Here is a 13557-nt window from a genome sequence, read left to right as displayed (position 1 = left end):
GAGGAGAAAAGATGAAGCAAGTCAGTCGTTCTGCTCTGGTGTCTTTCAGTGCAGATCAGATGTTTCATTTAGTGAATGATGTGGCTCGTTATCCGGAGTTTTTACCGGGATGTTCCGGTTCGCGTGTGATTGAAGCATCGAACGATAAGATGGTTGCGTCGGTAGATGTGTCGAAAGCGGGTATCAGCAAGACATTTACCACATCCAATGAATTGAATCACGGCGAGTCTATCATCATGAATTTGGTAGATGGCCCGTTTCGAACGTTGCGCGGTGGTTGGTATTTTACGCCGTTGGATGAGCAAGCGTGTAAAGTGGAATTGAAGCTGGAATTTGAATTTTCTAGCAAGATGATTGAGATGGCGTTTGGTAAGGTGTTCAACGAGTTGACGGGGAATATGGTGAACGCTTTTACCAAGCGAGCCAAGCAGGTGTATGCGCTATGAGTATTGAGTCAGACATGATTCACGTAGAAGTGGTATATGCACTTCCACAGGAACAGCGCGTCCTTACGCTGGTGGTGAATAAAGCGATGACGGTTGAAGAGATCATCGAAACATCAGGCATTTTGCAGATGTATCCGGAAATTGATCTGAGCAAAAATAAAGTGGGTGTATTTAGCCGCAACGTGAAGTTGGATGCGACGGTACGCGACCGTGATCGCATTGAAATTTACCGACCGCTACTGGCGGATCCAAAAGAGATTCGTCGTAAGCGTGCCGAGCAAGCGAAAGCGGCCGGCAAGGCGGATCCTGTCACGGGAGGCAAACCCAATGCCTCGCGTAAATCAGACGCAGATTAAGCCACATACAAAAAAGCTCGCCTTGGCGAGCTTTTTTCATGCCTGATCAGTTCAAGCTTTCAAAGAAATTGTCACTTTGCTGGAAGTCACCCGCGATATTGACCAAGGTGCCGCCATTGTTGAAGTTGACCACCAGATTTTTCTGAATGGATGCTTCGTGCCCTGCGGTGTGGTGATAAATGTAGTACCAGGTATCCGGATAACCGTTTTCAACCAACATGGGTGAACCCAGTACAAAACGGACCTGTTCTTTCGACATACCGAATTTCAACTGGTCAACGGCCTGTTGTTCGATGTAGTTGCCTTGGTTAATGTCGATACGATAAACCAGACGTTCTAGAACGCTACAGCCAGACAACATCGTCAAGGCCAGAGGAAGGGCGACAAGCCACTTGGTAAACTGCATATTTAAAATTCTATAGCTGATGAAACTCAAAACTGGGGTGATAATAAACAAGCTCAGGGCAGATGTAAAAACATCCCGTGTCCTCTGAGCTTGTTGAGACTACGAATTTTGAATTAGGTTGCAAAGCGTGAACAAAAAATTCATTTTTTGTGCGCTAGGCAGCAATCAGCAGCTCTTTAGCGTTCGCCAGAGTCGATTCGGTGATTTGGCTACCGCCTAGTAAACGAGCCAACTCTGCCACTCGTTGTTCGTGATCGAGTTTGACCATCTGCGTTTCGGTTTTGCCGCCTTTGGTCTGTTTTGCCACGAACAATTGGTTGTGACCACAGCCGGCCACTTGGGGCAAGTGCGTGACACACAAGACCTGCGTGGACTCGCCCAGCGTGCGCAGCATTTTCCCGACGACAGCGGCGGTTGGGCCTGAAATCCCCACATCCACTTCATCGAAAATGAGGCTTGGTGTATCGACTTTCTGCGCGGTGATCACCTGAATGGCAAGTGACATCCGTGACAGTTCACCACCAGAGGCCACTTTGGCAATTGGCTGCAAAGGCTGGCCGGGGTTGGTGGAGACCAAGAAGGTGATGGCATCAAAGCCAAGCGGAGAAGGCCCCCCTTGATTACACACGTCAATTTTAAACTGCGCATGTTCCATGCTGAGTTCGTGCATGCTTTGGCTGATGAGCTTATCAAGCTCTTTGGCGTAGCGGCTGCGCGATTTGTGTAGTTTCTCTGCTGCGGTCACAAACAACTGATACTTCGCGTCGACTTCATCTGCCAATGCATCCATTTTCTCTTCTGAGCAATCGAGCAGCGCAATTTGTTGCAGCAAATCTTGATGATGTTGATACAGCGCATCGGGTAAAACGTGATGTTTGCGCGACAGTGACATGATGCGTGAATAACGCTCTTCCACAAACGCCATGCGCTCTGGGTCAACATCAATGCTGTCGAGGTAGCCACGTAGCTCACTGTTGGCTTCTTCGAGTTGAATCATGGCATCTGAAATCATGTTTGGCAGCGCGCTGAGTTTGCTGTCCAATTCTGCCAGTTCAATCAATGTGGCACTGGTGGATTGCAACAGACTGAGTGCGTTCACTTCGTCGCCTTCGTACAAAAGGTCGATGGCTTTTTGGCAGTTGATCGCCAGATCACCGCTATTGGCCAAACGCTTGTGCTCTTGTTCGAGTTCGGCGTATTCGTCTTCGCCAATCGCCAGCTCATTGAGCTCTTTGATCTGATACTCCAGCAACTGCAATTGCGCCAGGTTCTGCTGGCTATTTTCTCTCATTTGCTTGAGCTGGTTATTGGCTTGACGCCACCCTTGATAGCTGAGGCGGGTCTTTTTCAGTAGGTCGATGTGGCCGGCGTATTGATCCAGCATCGCGAGCTGATATTCCGGTTTCATCAGTTGTTGATGCGCATGCTGACCGTGAATGTTGATCAGTAGTTGACCGAGGGATTTGAGTTGCGACAGGGGCACCGGGCTGCCATTGATGAATGCTCGTGAGCGGCCATCTTTGGTGATGGTACGACGCAGAATGCAATCTTTGCTATCCAAGAGATCGTTATCTTCTAACCAACGAGTGGCGTGAATATTGTTATCCAGAACAAAGGCGGCGCTGACTTCGGTTTTTTCTTCCCCTTGTCGCACCATGCTGGCTTCTGCGCGGCCCCCCAAACACAGACTCAGCGCGTCTATCGCAATGGATTTACCTGCACCGGTTTCTCCGGTAATCGTGGTCATTCCTTTTGACAGCTCAAGCTGCAGAGATTTCACAATCGCAAAGTTATTCACACTTAAATGGGCCAGCATTTTTGCACCTGTATAATTGAACAATACTGTATAAGAAAACAGTATATACTGTTTCTTTATACAGTAAAGTTACCCAGGTGAAAATTTTTAGGTGGCGAAATAAAGTGTGAGCAAACTCAAAATAGCTTGCTGGACCACCCCAGTTTATTCCGCAGGACATGGTAGTAGCTGTAGTCCTCAGGATGGATCAGTCGCAGTACGTTCGGGCTTTGATAAATATGAATTTCATCCCCCGGAGAGACCGACAACGACACCTGACCATCACAGCTGATTTCCTGCGTTCCCCGGTTGTCTGGAGACACGATGAGCTTGATGCGTCGTTTGCCATCGACCACCAATGGGCGGCAAGACAAGGTGTGAGGGAACATGGGGACTAAGGTAATGGCATTGAGACTTGGCGATAAAATGGGGCCGCCGCCGGAGAGCGAATACGCCGTCGACCCGGTCGGGGTTGAGACGATGATGCCATCGGAACGCTGAGAGAACGCGAAGTTGTTGTCGATGTAAACTTCAAATTCAATCATGCGCGCAATCTTGCCCGGGTGCAGCACTGCTTCATTGAGCGCTGCATTGTGGCTTTTGACTTGGCCATGGCGATGAATTTCGGCTTCGAGCAGAAAGCGTTCTTCTTCCATGTAGTTGCCGTTTAGGACATCGGCCAGCCGCGTTTGGAAATCTTCCGGATTGAGATCGGTGAGAAAGCCAAGATTGCCTCGGTTCACGCCGATCACCGAAATGTCAAAGCGCGATAGCACGCGAGCAGCGCCAAGCATGTTGCCGTCGCCGCCAACCACGATGGCGAGATCGGCTTTTTTTCCCAGTTCAATCAGGCTGCCGAAATGGTCTGATGGGATCTCGGTCAAAATTTCGCGCAGTCGCTCATCAATGAACACGGTCTTACCAAGAGACGTTAACCAATCATAAAGATCTTTATGTGTCTGAATCGCTTGTTGATCTCTCGGTTTTCCGATGATGGCGATCACGTCAAACGGGTTTTTCATAAGTTTTCCAACCGAATTAGGCTTGAATCAGAATTCTTCATCCCCATAATAAAGGCAAGTTACGCTTTTATGCGAATTTTTGTGTCAGGAAACTAAGAGATTTCAACTCCTAAGCACATTAAGTGTCAAGAGTTTTGGAGATATCATGAGCAACGAAGAAAATAAGATCAAAGACGAAGAGCTGCAACAAGGTGCGGTTGAAGTAGAAGCGGAAGCCGTTGGCACTGATGCTGATATCGATTGGAATCAAGGCGCAGACGAGCTTGATGAAAAGGAAGCGAAAATTGCTCAGTTAGAAGCTGCACTGCTAACGAGTGAAGAGCGCGTGAAGGAGCAACAGGATGCGGTACTGCGTGCTCGTGCTGATGTTGAAAACATGCGCCGCCGTAGCGAACAAGAGGTCGACAAAGCGCGTAAATATGCGCTGAGCCGTTTTATTGAAGAGCTGCTGCCCGTGCTGGACAACATGGAACGTGCGATTCAAGCTGCGGATGGTGAGAACGAGGTGGTGAAACCGATTCTGGAAGGTGTGGAGCTGACACATAAAACGTTCGTGGATGCGGTCGCGAAATTTGGCCTCAAAGAGATCAACCCAGAAGGTGAAGCATTCAACCCAGAATTCCATCAAGCGATGTCGATTCAGGAAAGTCCCGATCACGCATCAAACACCGTGATGTTTGTGATGCAAAAAGGCTATGAGCTGAATGGTCGCGTCGTACGCCCTGCGATGGTGATGGTAGCGAAATAATCTACTGACTGTGTATGAAAAGAGAGGCTTATGCCTCTCTTTTTTTATTTGAAAAACACGTTGGAATGCTTGGTGTATCAGGGATGGCTTAATTAGTGTTGTTAGGTATTCCTGAATAGCTTATGAAACAGCTGGTTAGAGATAAATCCTGTTGAGATCGTTGTTTTTCAGTAAATGTTCTAATTTGCGCCATGTAACATTTTTGTAAATAAATACTTCTGATTGTTATCACTGTGTGTATGATGCGCGGACGTTTAGCACCTTTTGTGACATAAACGACTTTATAACGATAAATACTCAACACAACAAACTGGAGTAGAACGATGGATAAATCGCTCTCATCGAAAATCTTTTTAGGCTTGTTTGCTGGTCTGGTTCTCGGGACCGCCATTCAATACCTGTTTCAGGGTGTTTCCCTGTTCGACGTGTATCTATTAGGTGCCGCAGAAGGTGCAGGCGGCATGTTCGTCTCGCTCATCAAGTTACTGGTGGTGCCACTGGTGTATGTGTCCATCGTGTGTGGCATCGTTGATCTAAAAGACATCTCCGCTTTTGGCCGTTTAGGCACTAAAACTTTTGCGCTTTATATCATCAACACCGTCATTGCGATTGCAGCGGCACTGACCGTCGGCATGATCTTCCAACCGGGTGCGGATGCGAACTTGGCAGGGACTGTGTCTCAAGCGGTGAAACTCACAACGACCGAAACGCCGGATATTTTCTCGCTGGTGGTCAACATTGTGCCAAGCAACCCAGTACAAGCGTTTGCTAATGGCGACATGCTGCAAATCATCTTCATGGCCATTTTGACGGGGTTAGCGATTCAGGCGCTGGATTCACGTGGTGGCCCTGCGATTCGTACCTTTAAATTAGCCAACGAAATCATGATGAAGCTGGTGGGCTTGGTGATGAGCCTCGCGCCTTACGGTGTGTTCGCGCTGATGACGCAACTGGGTGCAACTTTAAATGCACACACGCTGATGTCGGTGGCGGGATACGTGGCCTTGGTGGTGGCGATGTTGGTGTTCTGGATCTTCGTTTTCTACCCGATGGTTGTGGGGATGACGACGAGCGTTTCACCCAAACAATTCTTGCGCGCGACTCGTGAACAGGTGCTGTTCTCTCTGTCGACGGCCAGCTCGAATGCAACCATTCCGGTGACCATGCGCACGCTGACTGAAAAGCTGCAAGTGTCTAAGTCTGTCGCGGGTTTTGGTGTGCCGCTGGGCGCGACCATGAACATGTCTGGTGTGTCTATCTATATTGCGCTGGCAACGATTTTTGTTGCGAACGCCTTTGGTCAGCCGATCAACTCGGCAGACATCTTTACCCTCGGTTTAACCATTCTGTTGCTGTCAATTGGTGCCGGCGGTGTTCCGGGTGGTGGCGTGGTGATGGTGGGCGTACTGCTGCACCAACTGGGTCTGCCACCTGAAGGATTGGCGATCATTGCAGCGGTCGACCGTATCAATGACATGTTCTGTACTTCGTCAAATGTGGTGGGAGATACCGCTGTGAACACCATCGTGGCGAAGAGTGAAGGGGAACTGGCAACCGCAGATGACGCGCAAGCTGAGCTGGTGACAGAATCGCGTTAAGGCAGAAATTGACCTCTATTTATCCAAGCGAAGCCAAGGCTTCGCTTTTTTCTTACTAAAAATTCAAACTTTTTTTGTTTTTACCCTTGAAAAGGTATTTGTCGCCCTTATCTATGGGGCATACGAGAAGCAAACATACACAGTTTTGTTTGTGAGCGGGGATTGAAACCCGATTCTCCATCCCCACATTAGGGGTATAGCAAAACGAACATAGAATTTATTCGGAGATAGCCTGATGGGTAGAATCATTGGTATTGACTTAGGTACTACTAACTCATGTGTTGCTGTGCTAGACGGCGACAAACCTCGCGTAATCGAGAACGCAGAGGGTGAGCGTACAACCCCTTCTGTAATTGCGTACACAGATGGTGAAACGCTAGTTGGTCAGCCAGCAAAACGTCAAGCTGTAACCAACCCGGAAAACACGCTATTTGCAATTAAGCGTCTTATCGGTCGTCGTTATGAAGACGAAGAAGTACAGCGTGACATTTCAATTATGCCTTACAAAATCGTGCGTGCAGACAACGGCGATGCGTGGGTAGAAGCGAAAGGCCAAAAAATGGCAGCGCCTCAGGTTTCAGCAGAAGTTCTGAAAAAAATGAAGAAAACTGCAGAAGATTACCTGGGCGAGAAAGTCACTGGCGCGGTTATTACAGTGCCAGCTTACTTCAACGATGCACAACGTCAGGCAACGAAAGATGCCGGACGTATCGCAGGTCTTGAAGTAAAACGTATCATCAACGAACCAACTGCAGCTGCACTGGCTTACGGTTTGGACAAACAGGGCGGCGACCGCGTGATCGCAGTATACGACCTGGGTGGTGGTACATTTGATATTTCAATCATCGAAATCGATGAAGTTGAAGGCGAGAAAACCTTCGAAGTATTGGCAACCAACGGTGACACTCACTTGGGTGGTGAAGACTTCGATAACCGCATGATCAACTACTTGGTTGACGAGTTCAACAAAGAACAAGGCATCAACCTGAAGAACGATCCACTGGCGATGCAGCGTCTGAAAGAAGCGGCAGAGAAAGCGAAAATCGAACTGTCTTCAGCACAGCAAACTGATGTGAACTTGCCTTACATCACTGCGGATGCAACTGGTCCTAAGCACATGAACATCAAAGTGACTCGTGCGAAACTGGAATCGTTGGTTGAAGACTTGGTTCAACGTTCTCTGGAACCATTGAAAGTCGCCCTGGCTGACGCTGACCTATCAGTAAACGACATCACTGACGTTATCTTGGTGGGTGGTCAGACTCGTATGCCAATGGTTCAGAAAAAAGTGGCTGAGTTCTTTGGTAAAGAAGCGCGTCGTGACGTGAACCCTGATGAAGCGGTCGCTGTGGGTGCTGCAGTTCAAGGTGGCGTACTGTCAGGCGACGTGAAAGACGTACTGCTGCTGGACGTAACACCGCTGTCTCTGGGTATCGAGACCATGGGCGGTGTGATGACCAAACTGATTGAGAAAAACACCACGATTCCAACCAAAGCGAATCAAGTGTTCTCAACTGCAGAAGACAACCAAAACGCAGTAACGATTCACGTTCTGCAAGGTGAACGTAAACAAGCGAACTACAACAAGTCGCTGGGTCAGTTCAACCTAGAAGGCATTCAGCCTGCACCACGTGGTATGCCTCAGATCGAAGTAACTTTCGACCTGGATGCGGATGGTATCCTGCACGTATCAGCGAAAGACAAACAAACTGGTAAAGAGCAGAACATCACGATCCAAGCATCGGGTGGCCTGAGCGACGAAGAAATCGAAAAAATGGTTCAAGAAGCAGAAGCGAACAAAGAAGCGGACAAAAAGTTCGAAGAGTTAGCGACTGCACGTAACCAAGCTGACCAGATGATCCACGCAACTCGTAAGCAGGTTGAAGAAGCGGGTGACGCACTGCCAGCAGACGAAAAAGAGAAAATCGAAGCGGCAATCAGTGAGCTGGAAACAGCGAAACGCGGCGAAGATAAAGCAGAAATCGATGCGAAAGTTCAAGCATTGATGACGGCCTCTCAAAAGTTGATGGAAATCGCTCAGCAGAAAGCTCAAGCACAAGGTGCTGACGCTGGCCAACAGTCTGCTTCTCCAGAAGATGACGTGGTCGACGCAGAGTTTGAAGAAGTGAAAGACGACAAGAAATAATTGATTGTCATCGAAGGCTTGAATTTGAGAGAATTCAAGCCCTTCACCTTCGTCCTTTGTTGAAAAGGATACTCGAAGTTTGATGCGGGCGTTGGGGGAAACTCTTACGCCCGTCTGTTTGTCAGCTTTATCGCTATAGCTAAGAAAGATGCACTTTTTATCTATATCGATACAAAACACCAAGCGGCGCTAAGTACAGCGAGAACCGTTTGCAGTAACAGATTGGTGATCTAGAACATGTCAAAACGTGATTTTTACGAAGTATTAGGCGTTAGCCGTGATGCCTCTGAGCGTGATATTAAGAAGGCGTACAAACGCCTGGCGATGAAATTCCACCCAGACCGCAATCAGGGTGATGCCAGCGCTGCGGATAAGTTTAAAGAAGTAAAAGAAGCGTATGAAATTCTGACGGATCCGCAGAAAAAAGCCGCTTATGACCAATACGGCCACGCAGCCTTTGAACAAGGCGGCGGTGGTTTCGGTGGTGGCGGCTTTGGCGGCGGCGGTGCGGATTTCGGCGACATCTTTGGTGATGTGTTTGGCGACATTTTCGGTGGCGGTCGTCGTGGTGGCGGTGCGCCGCGCCCACAACGTGGTGCCGATCTGCGCTACAACATGGAACTGACGCTGGAAGAAGCGGTACGCGGTTGCTCGAAAGAGATTGAAGTCCCAACACTGGTGCACTGTGAAGCATGTGATGGTAGCGGTGCGAAGAAAGGTACGTCGGCGCAAACTTGTGGCACCTGTCATGGCCACGGTCAAGTGCAGATGCGTCAAGGCTTCTTCGCGGTTCAGCAAACCTGTCCAACCTGTCACGGTAAAGGCAAGATCATTAAAGACCCTTGTAACGAGTGTCATGGTCAAGGCCGTAAACAGAAGAGCAAAACGCTCAACGTGAAAATTCCTGCCGGTGTGGATACGGGTGACCGTATTCGCCTTGCGGGTGAAGGCGAAGCCGGAGAAATGGGCGCACCAGCGGGCGACTTGTACGTACAAGTGCACGTTAAAGAGCACCACATTTTTGAACGCGACGGCAACAACTTGTACTGTGAAGTGCCAGTGAGCTTTGCGATGGCGGCATTGGGTGGTGAAGTGGAAGTCCCAACACTTGATGGCCGTGTGAATCTGAAAGTGCCGGAAGAAACGCAAACGGGCCGCATGTTCCGTATGCGTGGTAAAGGCGTGAAAAGTGTTCGCGGTGGCGCCATCGGCGATCTGATCGTCAAACTGGTGGTAGAAACGCCGGTGAAACTGAGCGCGCGTCAGAAAGAGTTGCTGCGTGAATTGGAAGAATCGTGCGGCGGTGAAGCGGCAAACAAGCACAAGCCGAAATCTGAAGGTTTCTTCAATGGCGTGAAGAAGTTTTTTGACGACTTAACCAGCTAATGATGCGCCATTCACATTGAATGAGAAAAGCCTGCGTTCGCAGGCTTTTTTGTGCCTGGGGATCAGTGCCAACATGCGTCCGGTGAACGGGTGCCGTTGCTACTGAGTTCCAGTTTGCTGTAACCAAGGTCGCCACATTGGTCCTGATCTTGCCCTTTCGCGGCTTGCGGCGTTGCTGTGATCACATAACCTGTGCTGCTCAGGGTCACCGACCAAGCGTAGCGATCGCTATCCCCATCACACAAGGTACACGTACCCGCCGAGATCACTCCGCTGGTACTGTAAGCACCATTGTAGTGCTCTTCTAGATAAAGCTGAATACGCGCCATATCGGCCATGGCCTGTTTGCGATGACCTTCTTTGACATGGTGGGTATAGGCCGGGTAGGCGATGCTGGCCAACACCCCGACGATCACAACCGCGATCATTAATTCGATCAGTGTCATACCCAACGAATGGGATTGCCGCCTGTTGCAACGATTTGTTCGAATCATTTCCATTACTTCCCTGAATCCGCCTGCCTCTATTGTGGATACTGCTAGCATCGGTGCAAGTTGATTCACATTCATCTCATTGTTTGCAAAAGGTTTTGGGAAATGGTTCGCGGGTTTACTTTATTGGAACTGCTGATCACGGTGGCGGTGTTGTCGGCGATGTTGGTCTTTGCTGCGCCAAATTTTCAGCGCTTTTCGCAGCAACATCAGATGCAAACCTTAGCGTCTGAATTGCAAGGCTTCCTACAGCAAGCCAAATCCGAAGCGGTGTTTCGGAATCAGGATTTATGGGCACACATCGTGATGGATAGCAATCCATCTAGCACCGGATTATGGCAAATCATCCTCAACGACAGTGATTCGGTGAGCGCGGGCAGCGCGCTGCTGGTGATGAGTGGGCAGCCGTTTCGTCATATCAAGGTCACGTCGGATTTCACCTCCGATCAAGTGAAATTTGATGGCGTGCGCGGCAAGGTCAAAAACGGCAGTCTGTTTTTTTCGCCTGTCGCCGATGCCACTCAGCAATTGAAACTCAGCACGTCATTTGGTGCCAGCCGCATTATCGTGTGCGGTGAACAAGGAGCGGTGTATGGCTATCCGAAATGCAACTAGGCGCCTTGGCGGCGCGTCGCTGATTGAGTTTATGATTGCAGCACTGGTTGGTGCGATGGCGCTTGGCATTGTCGGTTCGGTGTTTATCTCCAGCCAGCGCAGTGCCGCGCAACGCAGTCAGGAAATTTTGTTGCTGCAAAACATGACCAACGTGTTGCAAGTGATGAAAGAAGATCTGTATCAAGCCGGTTACGGTGGCGTGCAGCGCAAATCGGTCTTGCTGTCTGGTGCCACTCGTATCGTACACACCGAAGCGGCGCCGCCTCTGCTGGGTTACGTCTATCAGGTGATGTCTGGTGCATCATCAGCGTATCGCAATGTGGTCTATCGTCAGCAAAGTGCCGCAGGCGGCACGACGGAGTTGAAACTGTGTGAAAAACAGCAGCCCGTACCATTGAGTGTGGCGTCAGCAGCAGATTCTGGATTTAGCGGGAATTGTTATTCCCTGTTTGATGCGCGCCAGATCTCCGTTATGGCGTTTAGCGCACGCACCGACACGTTAGTTTCCGACCGCGTGAGTGGCGCCGTGACCACGGTTTCACTCACGGCAGCTTTAACTCAGAATCCCAGCGTCAGCCAATCCCTTTCCTTTCACATTCAGCAGAGGAACTGGCAATGATAAACCATTCTCAACGCGGTGTTGCCACACTGCTACTGACATCGATTCTCCTGTCGGTGGCGCTAGTGGTGACGCTCGGCATGTATAAACATCTGTTTTTCCAAATCAAACGTGCGCAGAACGAAGTCAAAGCCAAACAACAATTTTGGCGCGCCGAAGGTGGATTGGAGTGTGTGTATAGTCTGACGCAGACTCAGCGCGTGTTGCCATCGGCCACCAGTTATGTCGATTGTCCCGACGTGGCCTTTGGGTATCACACGCCCGCACCGGGGCAGTTGGCCGTCACCGCAACCTATGGCTACAGCCAACTGAGTAAAACGATTCGTTATCCAGCGCCGGCCTCTGGCGTGTTGAAAGCGACCTCCAATCTCTACTTTGCAGGCGGGTTGGCGATGCGCCCCGACCCTGGCTTGAGTCTGGGGGAGAGTCAATGGGGCTGCACCATGTTGCGTTACAGCCAAGATTTTCTGGTGAATGGTGCCCTAAAAAATGATGGCTTGTTGAATTCGGATTTGCCTTATGAAGGGTATCCACTTGGACAATCTTGCCACCCTGATTATCTGACTGAACTCACTGCGACAGGGGCTTCGACGCCCACAGGGCTGAAACGTGATTTTGTCAAAGATAGCGGTCAAACCCCATTTGAAGACTTATTTGGTGCGCCGCGCAGTGATTGGTTTGAAGTGATGGCCGATCGTCATTTTCAAAAAATTGCCAATGAGAGTTTAGTTGACGGAAATGGTCAAATGCTGATGGATCAAAGTGCGCTTCCCACTCCCGAGATCGTGAGTGACTGTGGCGATAAAATTGCGCAGCAGATTAGTGCTGGTCACGATCTCTTGTGGATATATGGCAGTTGTCACATGGATGGTGATGACCTCGAAGCGGTCAGTACGGCCATTGATGGGGCTAGTTCAACGTTGGACGGTGTGATTCTGGTGGTGCACAACGGCTTGCTATCGACGCATGGTTCACTCACGTTCAAAGGCATGATTTATCACTTTATCTCGGCCGCTGATGATGGCTCGCCGGATTTCACACCCAGTGAAGATGCGTGGAAGTCGCTCAATACGACCCAAACCACAAACCTTGCGGGTGTAGTGGATCACGATCCCGATGTTGTGCCGGCCGTGTCGGTGTCAAACACCGCGTATTTTCAAAATGGTGCGTTTTTCCCCACCGGAGGCTATGTAATGGATGCGCCGGGTACGTATGCGGTGTTCACGGCGTCGATGAACTTCACGTTTAACCGTGATGCGATCGAGGTGCCGCTCAATAAAATTCGTCAATTCAAATGGCAACAAGGATCGTGGCATGGGCAGTAAACACCGGGGATTTAGTTTGATTGAAGTGATGATCGCGTTTGTCTTGATCGGCGTGGGGGCATTGGGATTAGTGAAACTGCAAGCGTATATTGAGCAGCGCGCTGATTTTGCGCTGCACAGCGTGCAGGCGCTTAACCTTGCAGAGCAGCAACTGGAATGGTTTCGTACCCACGGTGCCTCTTCGGCTTCACCGTCATGGGTGCACGCTGATTTTGACACTGATATTGTCAGCGGAGAGGACTTCTCTCACCCAGGATACGCGCTGAGCTGGCAGGTGCCGGCTGCGACGGTGTCGGGTTCGTTAAAAACGGTTGTCATCACGGCGTCTTGGTTAGATCGACAAGGCCAGTCACAAAGCATTGAGCTGCAAACTGCCGTATCACGATACAATCAATACCATCAATAACTCTTTTCGATAGATTGATTTTGGCCACTTTTTTAGCATTTTGTTTTCTCATTTGCTGAGCTGCTGTGTGAATTATGTTGCTAAAATATAGCTAATATACAAAATGTGTCTCTAGATGTTTCAATCGGTTTGGAATTTTGTGCTTGTTGAAGGGCGGTCTAATAGAATGCTTAGTAGCGTTATATGTTCGCGTGTGAA

The 13557-nt window shown here is 49.6% G+C and carries 14 protein-coding genes; 10 read left to right on the top strand and 4 right to left on the bottom strand.

What is annotated here, in order from left to right:
- The first annotated feature begins 11 nt into the window (after positions 1–11).
- Positions 12–446, top strand: a complete 435-nt coding sequence (locus VFA_RS21730; RefSeq protein ID WP_004729274.1) for an SRPBCC family protein — start codon at positions 12–14, stop codon at positions 444–446.
- Positions 443–802 carry an RnfH family protein gene (locus VFA_RS21725; protein ID WP_004729272.1) on the top strand — a complete coding sequence of 120 codons (360 nt, stop codon included), beginning with the start codon at positions 443–445 and terminating at the stop codon, positions 800–802. The genes VFA_RS21730 and VFA_RS21725 overlap by 4 nt, the downstream gene beginning before the upstream one ends.
- A gap of 46 nt (positions 803–848) precedes the next feature.
- Here the strand turns inward: VFA_RS21725 and bamE are convergent, their stop codons facing one another.
- The 3 genes from bamE to nadK form a co-directional block, all read right to left on the bottom strand.
- Entirely contained in the window at positions 849–1208 is a 360-nt protein-coding gene (bamE, locus tag VFA_RS21720) for an outer membrane protein assembly factor BamE (protein WP_038152730.1), read from the bottom strand.
- 154 nt (positions 1209–1362) lie between these two features.
- The gene (recN, locus tag VFA_RS21715) at positions 1363–3024 is read right to left on the bottom strand and encodes a DNA repair protein RecN (protein ID WP_004729268.1); all 1662 of its coding nucleotides are present in this window, start codon (positions 3022–3024) and stop codon (positions 1363–1365) included.
- Positions 3025–3140: 116 nt separating this feature from the next.
- The gene (nadK, locus tag VFA_RS21710) at positions 3141–4025 is read right to left on the bottom strand and encodes an NAD(+) kinase (protein ID WP_004729266.1); all 885 of its coding nucleotides are present in this window, start codon (positions 4023–4025) and stop codon (positions 3141–3143) included.
- A 145-nt stretch (positions 4026–4170) separates the two neighbouring features.
- Between nadK and grpE the strand changes: the two genes are divergently transcribed.
- The 4 genes from grpE to dnaJ all read left to right on the top strand — a co-directional run bounded on the left by grpE (position 4171) and on the right by dnaJ (position 9903).
- Positions 4171–4773, top strand: a complete 603-nt coding sequence (gene grpE / locus VFA_RS21705) for a nucleotide exchange factor GrpE (protein ID WP_004729265.1) — start codon at positions 4171–4173, stop codon at positions 4771–4773.
- Between the two features lie 323 nt (positions 4774–5096).
- Positions 5097–6371: a dicarboxylate/amino acid:cation symporter gene (locus tag VFA_RS21700; RefSeq protein WP_004729263.1), complete on the top strand. Its 1275-nt coding sequence runs from the start codon at positions 5097–5099 to the stop codon at positions 6369–6371.
- A gap of 235 nt (positions 6372–6606) precedes the next feature.
- Complete coding sequence (gene dnaK / locus VFA_RS21695; protein WP_004729262.1) at positions 6607–8517, top strand: molecular chaperone DnaK; 1911 nt, start codon at positions 6607–6609, stop codon at positions 8515–8517.
- A gap of 237 nt (positions 8518–8754) precedes the next feature.
- A complete protein-coding gene (gene dnaJ / locus VFA_RS21690; protein ID WP_004729260.1) occupies positions 8755–9903 on the top strand; it encodes a molecular chaperone DnaJ in 1149 nt (382 codons plus the stop codon).
- A 62-nt stretch (positions 9904–9965) separates the two neighbouring features.
- Here dnaJ and VFA_RS21685 read toward each other — a convergent pair whose 3' ends face one another.
- Entirely contained in the window at positions 9966–10403 is a 438-nt protein-coding gene (locus VFA_RS21685; protein WP_038152728.1) for a type IV pilin protein, read from the bottom strand.
- A 96-nt stretch (positions 10404–10499) separates the two neighbouring features.
- Here VFA_RS21685 and VFA_RS21680 point away from each other — a divergent pair, with 96 nt between their 5' ends.
- The 4 genes from VFA_RS21680 to VFA_RS21665 are packed head-to-tail and all read left to right on the top strand — an operon-like array spanning position 10500 to position 13359.
- On the top strand, positions 10500–11009 hold the full coding sequence (locus tag VFA_RS21680; RefSeq protein ID WP_004729256.1) for a GspH/FimT family pseudopilin: 510 nt from the start codon (positions 10500–10502) through the stop codon (positions 11007–11009).
- Positions 10987–11628 (top strand): PilW family protein, encoded by a 642-nt coding sequence (locus VFA_RS21675; protein ID WP_004729255.1) that lies wholly within the window; start codon positions 10987–10989, stop codon positions 11626–11628. The genes VFA_RS21680 and VFA_RS21675 overlap by 23 nt, the downstream gene beginning before the upstream one ends.
- Entirely contained in the window at positions 11625–12953 is a 1329-nt protein-coding gene (locus VFA_RS21670; RefSeq protein WP_004729253.1) for a hypothetical protein, read from the top strand. Before VFA_RS21675 ends, VFA_RS21670 begins: the two co-directional genes overlap by 4 nt.
- Complete coding sequence (locus VFA_RS21665) at positions 12943–13359, top strand: type IV pilus modification PilV family protein (RefSeq protein WP_004729251.1); 417 nt, start codon at positions 12943–12945, stop codon at positions 13357–13359. The genes VFA_RS21670 and VFA_RS21665 overlap by 11 nt, the downstream gene beginning before the upstream one ends.
- Positions 13360–13557 lie beyond the last annotated feature (198 nt).

Origin of the sequence: Vibrio furnissii CIP 102972, assembly GCF_000176175.1 — a bacterium.
Lineage (GTDB): Bacteria > Pseudomonadota > Gammaproteobacteria > Enterobacterales > Vibrionaceae > Vibrio > Vibrio furnissii.
Note: the sequence above shows the minus strand (reverse complement) of the source record. Positions and strands in the feature narration are given on the sequence as shown.

Bases quoted from the DNA above. Each gene is read 5' to 3' on its own strand.
- VFA_RS21675 (WP_004729255.1), top strand. From the start codon at position 10,987: ATGGCTATCCGAAATGCAACTAGGCGCCTTGGCGGCGCGTCGCTGATT.
- VFA_RS21685 (WP_038152728.1), bottom strand. From the start codon at position 10,403: ATGGAAATGATTCGAACAAATCGTTGCAACAGGCGGCAATCCCATTCG.
- grpE (WP_004729265.1), top strand. From the start codon at position 4,171: ATGAGCAACGAAGAAAATAAGATCAAAGACGAAGAGCTGCAACAAGGT.
- VFA_RS21725 (WP_004729272.1), top strand. From the start codon at position 443: ATGAGTATTGAGTCAGACATGATTCACGTAGAAGTGGTATATGCACTT.
- nadK (WP_004729266.1), bottom strand. From the start codon at position 4,025: ATGAAAAACCCGTTTGACGTGATCGCCATCATCGGAAAACCGAGAGAT.
- VFA_RS21730 (WP_004729274.1), top strand. From the start codon at position 12: ATGAAGCAAGTCAGTCGTTCTGCTCTGGTGTCTTTCAGTGCAGATCAG.
- VFA_RS21665 (WP_004729251.1), top strand. From the start codon at position 12,943: ATGGGCAGTAAACACCGGGGATTTAGTTTGATTGAAGTGATGATCGCG.
- dnaJ (WP_004729260.1), top strand. From the start codon at position 8,755: ATGTCAAAACGTGATTTTTACGAAGTATTAGGCGTTAGCCGTGATGCC.
- recN (WP_004729268.1), bottom strand. From the start codon at position 3,024: ATGCTGGCCCATTTAAGTGTGAATAACTTTGCGATTGTGAAATCTCTG.
- VFA_RS21670 (WP_004729253.1), top strand. From the start codon at position 11,625: ATGATAAACCATTCTCAACGCGGTGTTGCCACACTGCTACTGACATCG.
- VFA_RS21700 (WP_004729263.1), top strand. From the start codon at position 5,097: ATGGATAAATCGCTCTCATCGAAAATCTTTTTAGGCTTGTTTGCTGGT.
- dnaK (WP_004729262.1), top strand. From the start codon at position 6,607: ATGGGTAGAATCATTGGTATTGACTTAGGTACTACTAACTCATGTGTT.
- bamE (WP_038152730.1), bottom strand. From the start codon at position 1,208: ATGCAGTTTACCAAGTGGCTTGTCGCCCTTCCTCTGGCCTTGACGATG.
- VFA_RS21680 (WP_004729256.1), top strand. From the start codon at position 10,500: ATGGTTCGCGGGTTTACTTTATTGGAACTGCTGATCACGGTGGCGGTG.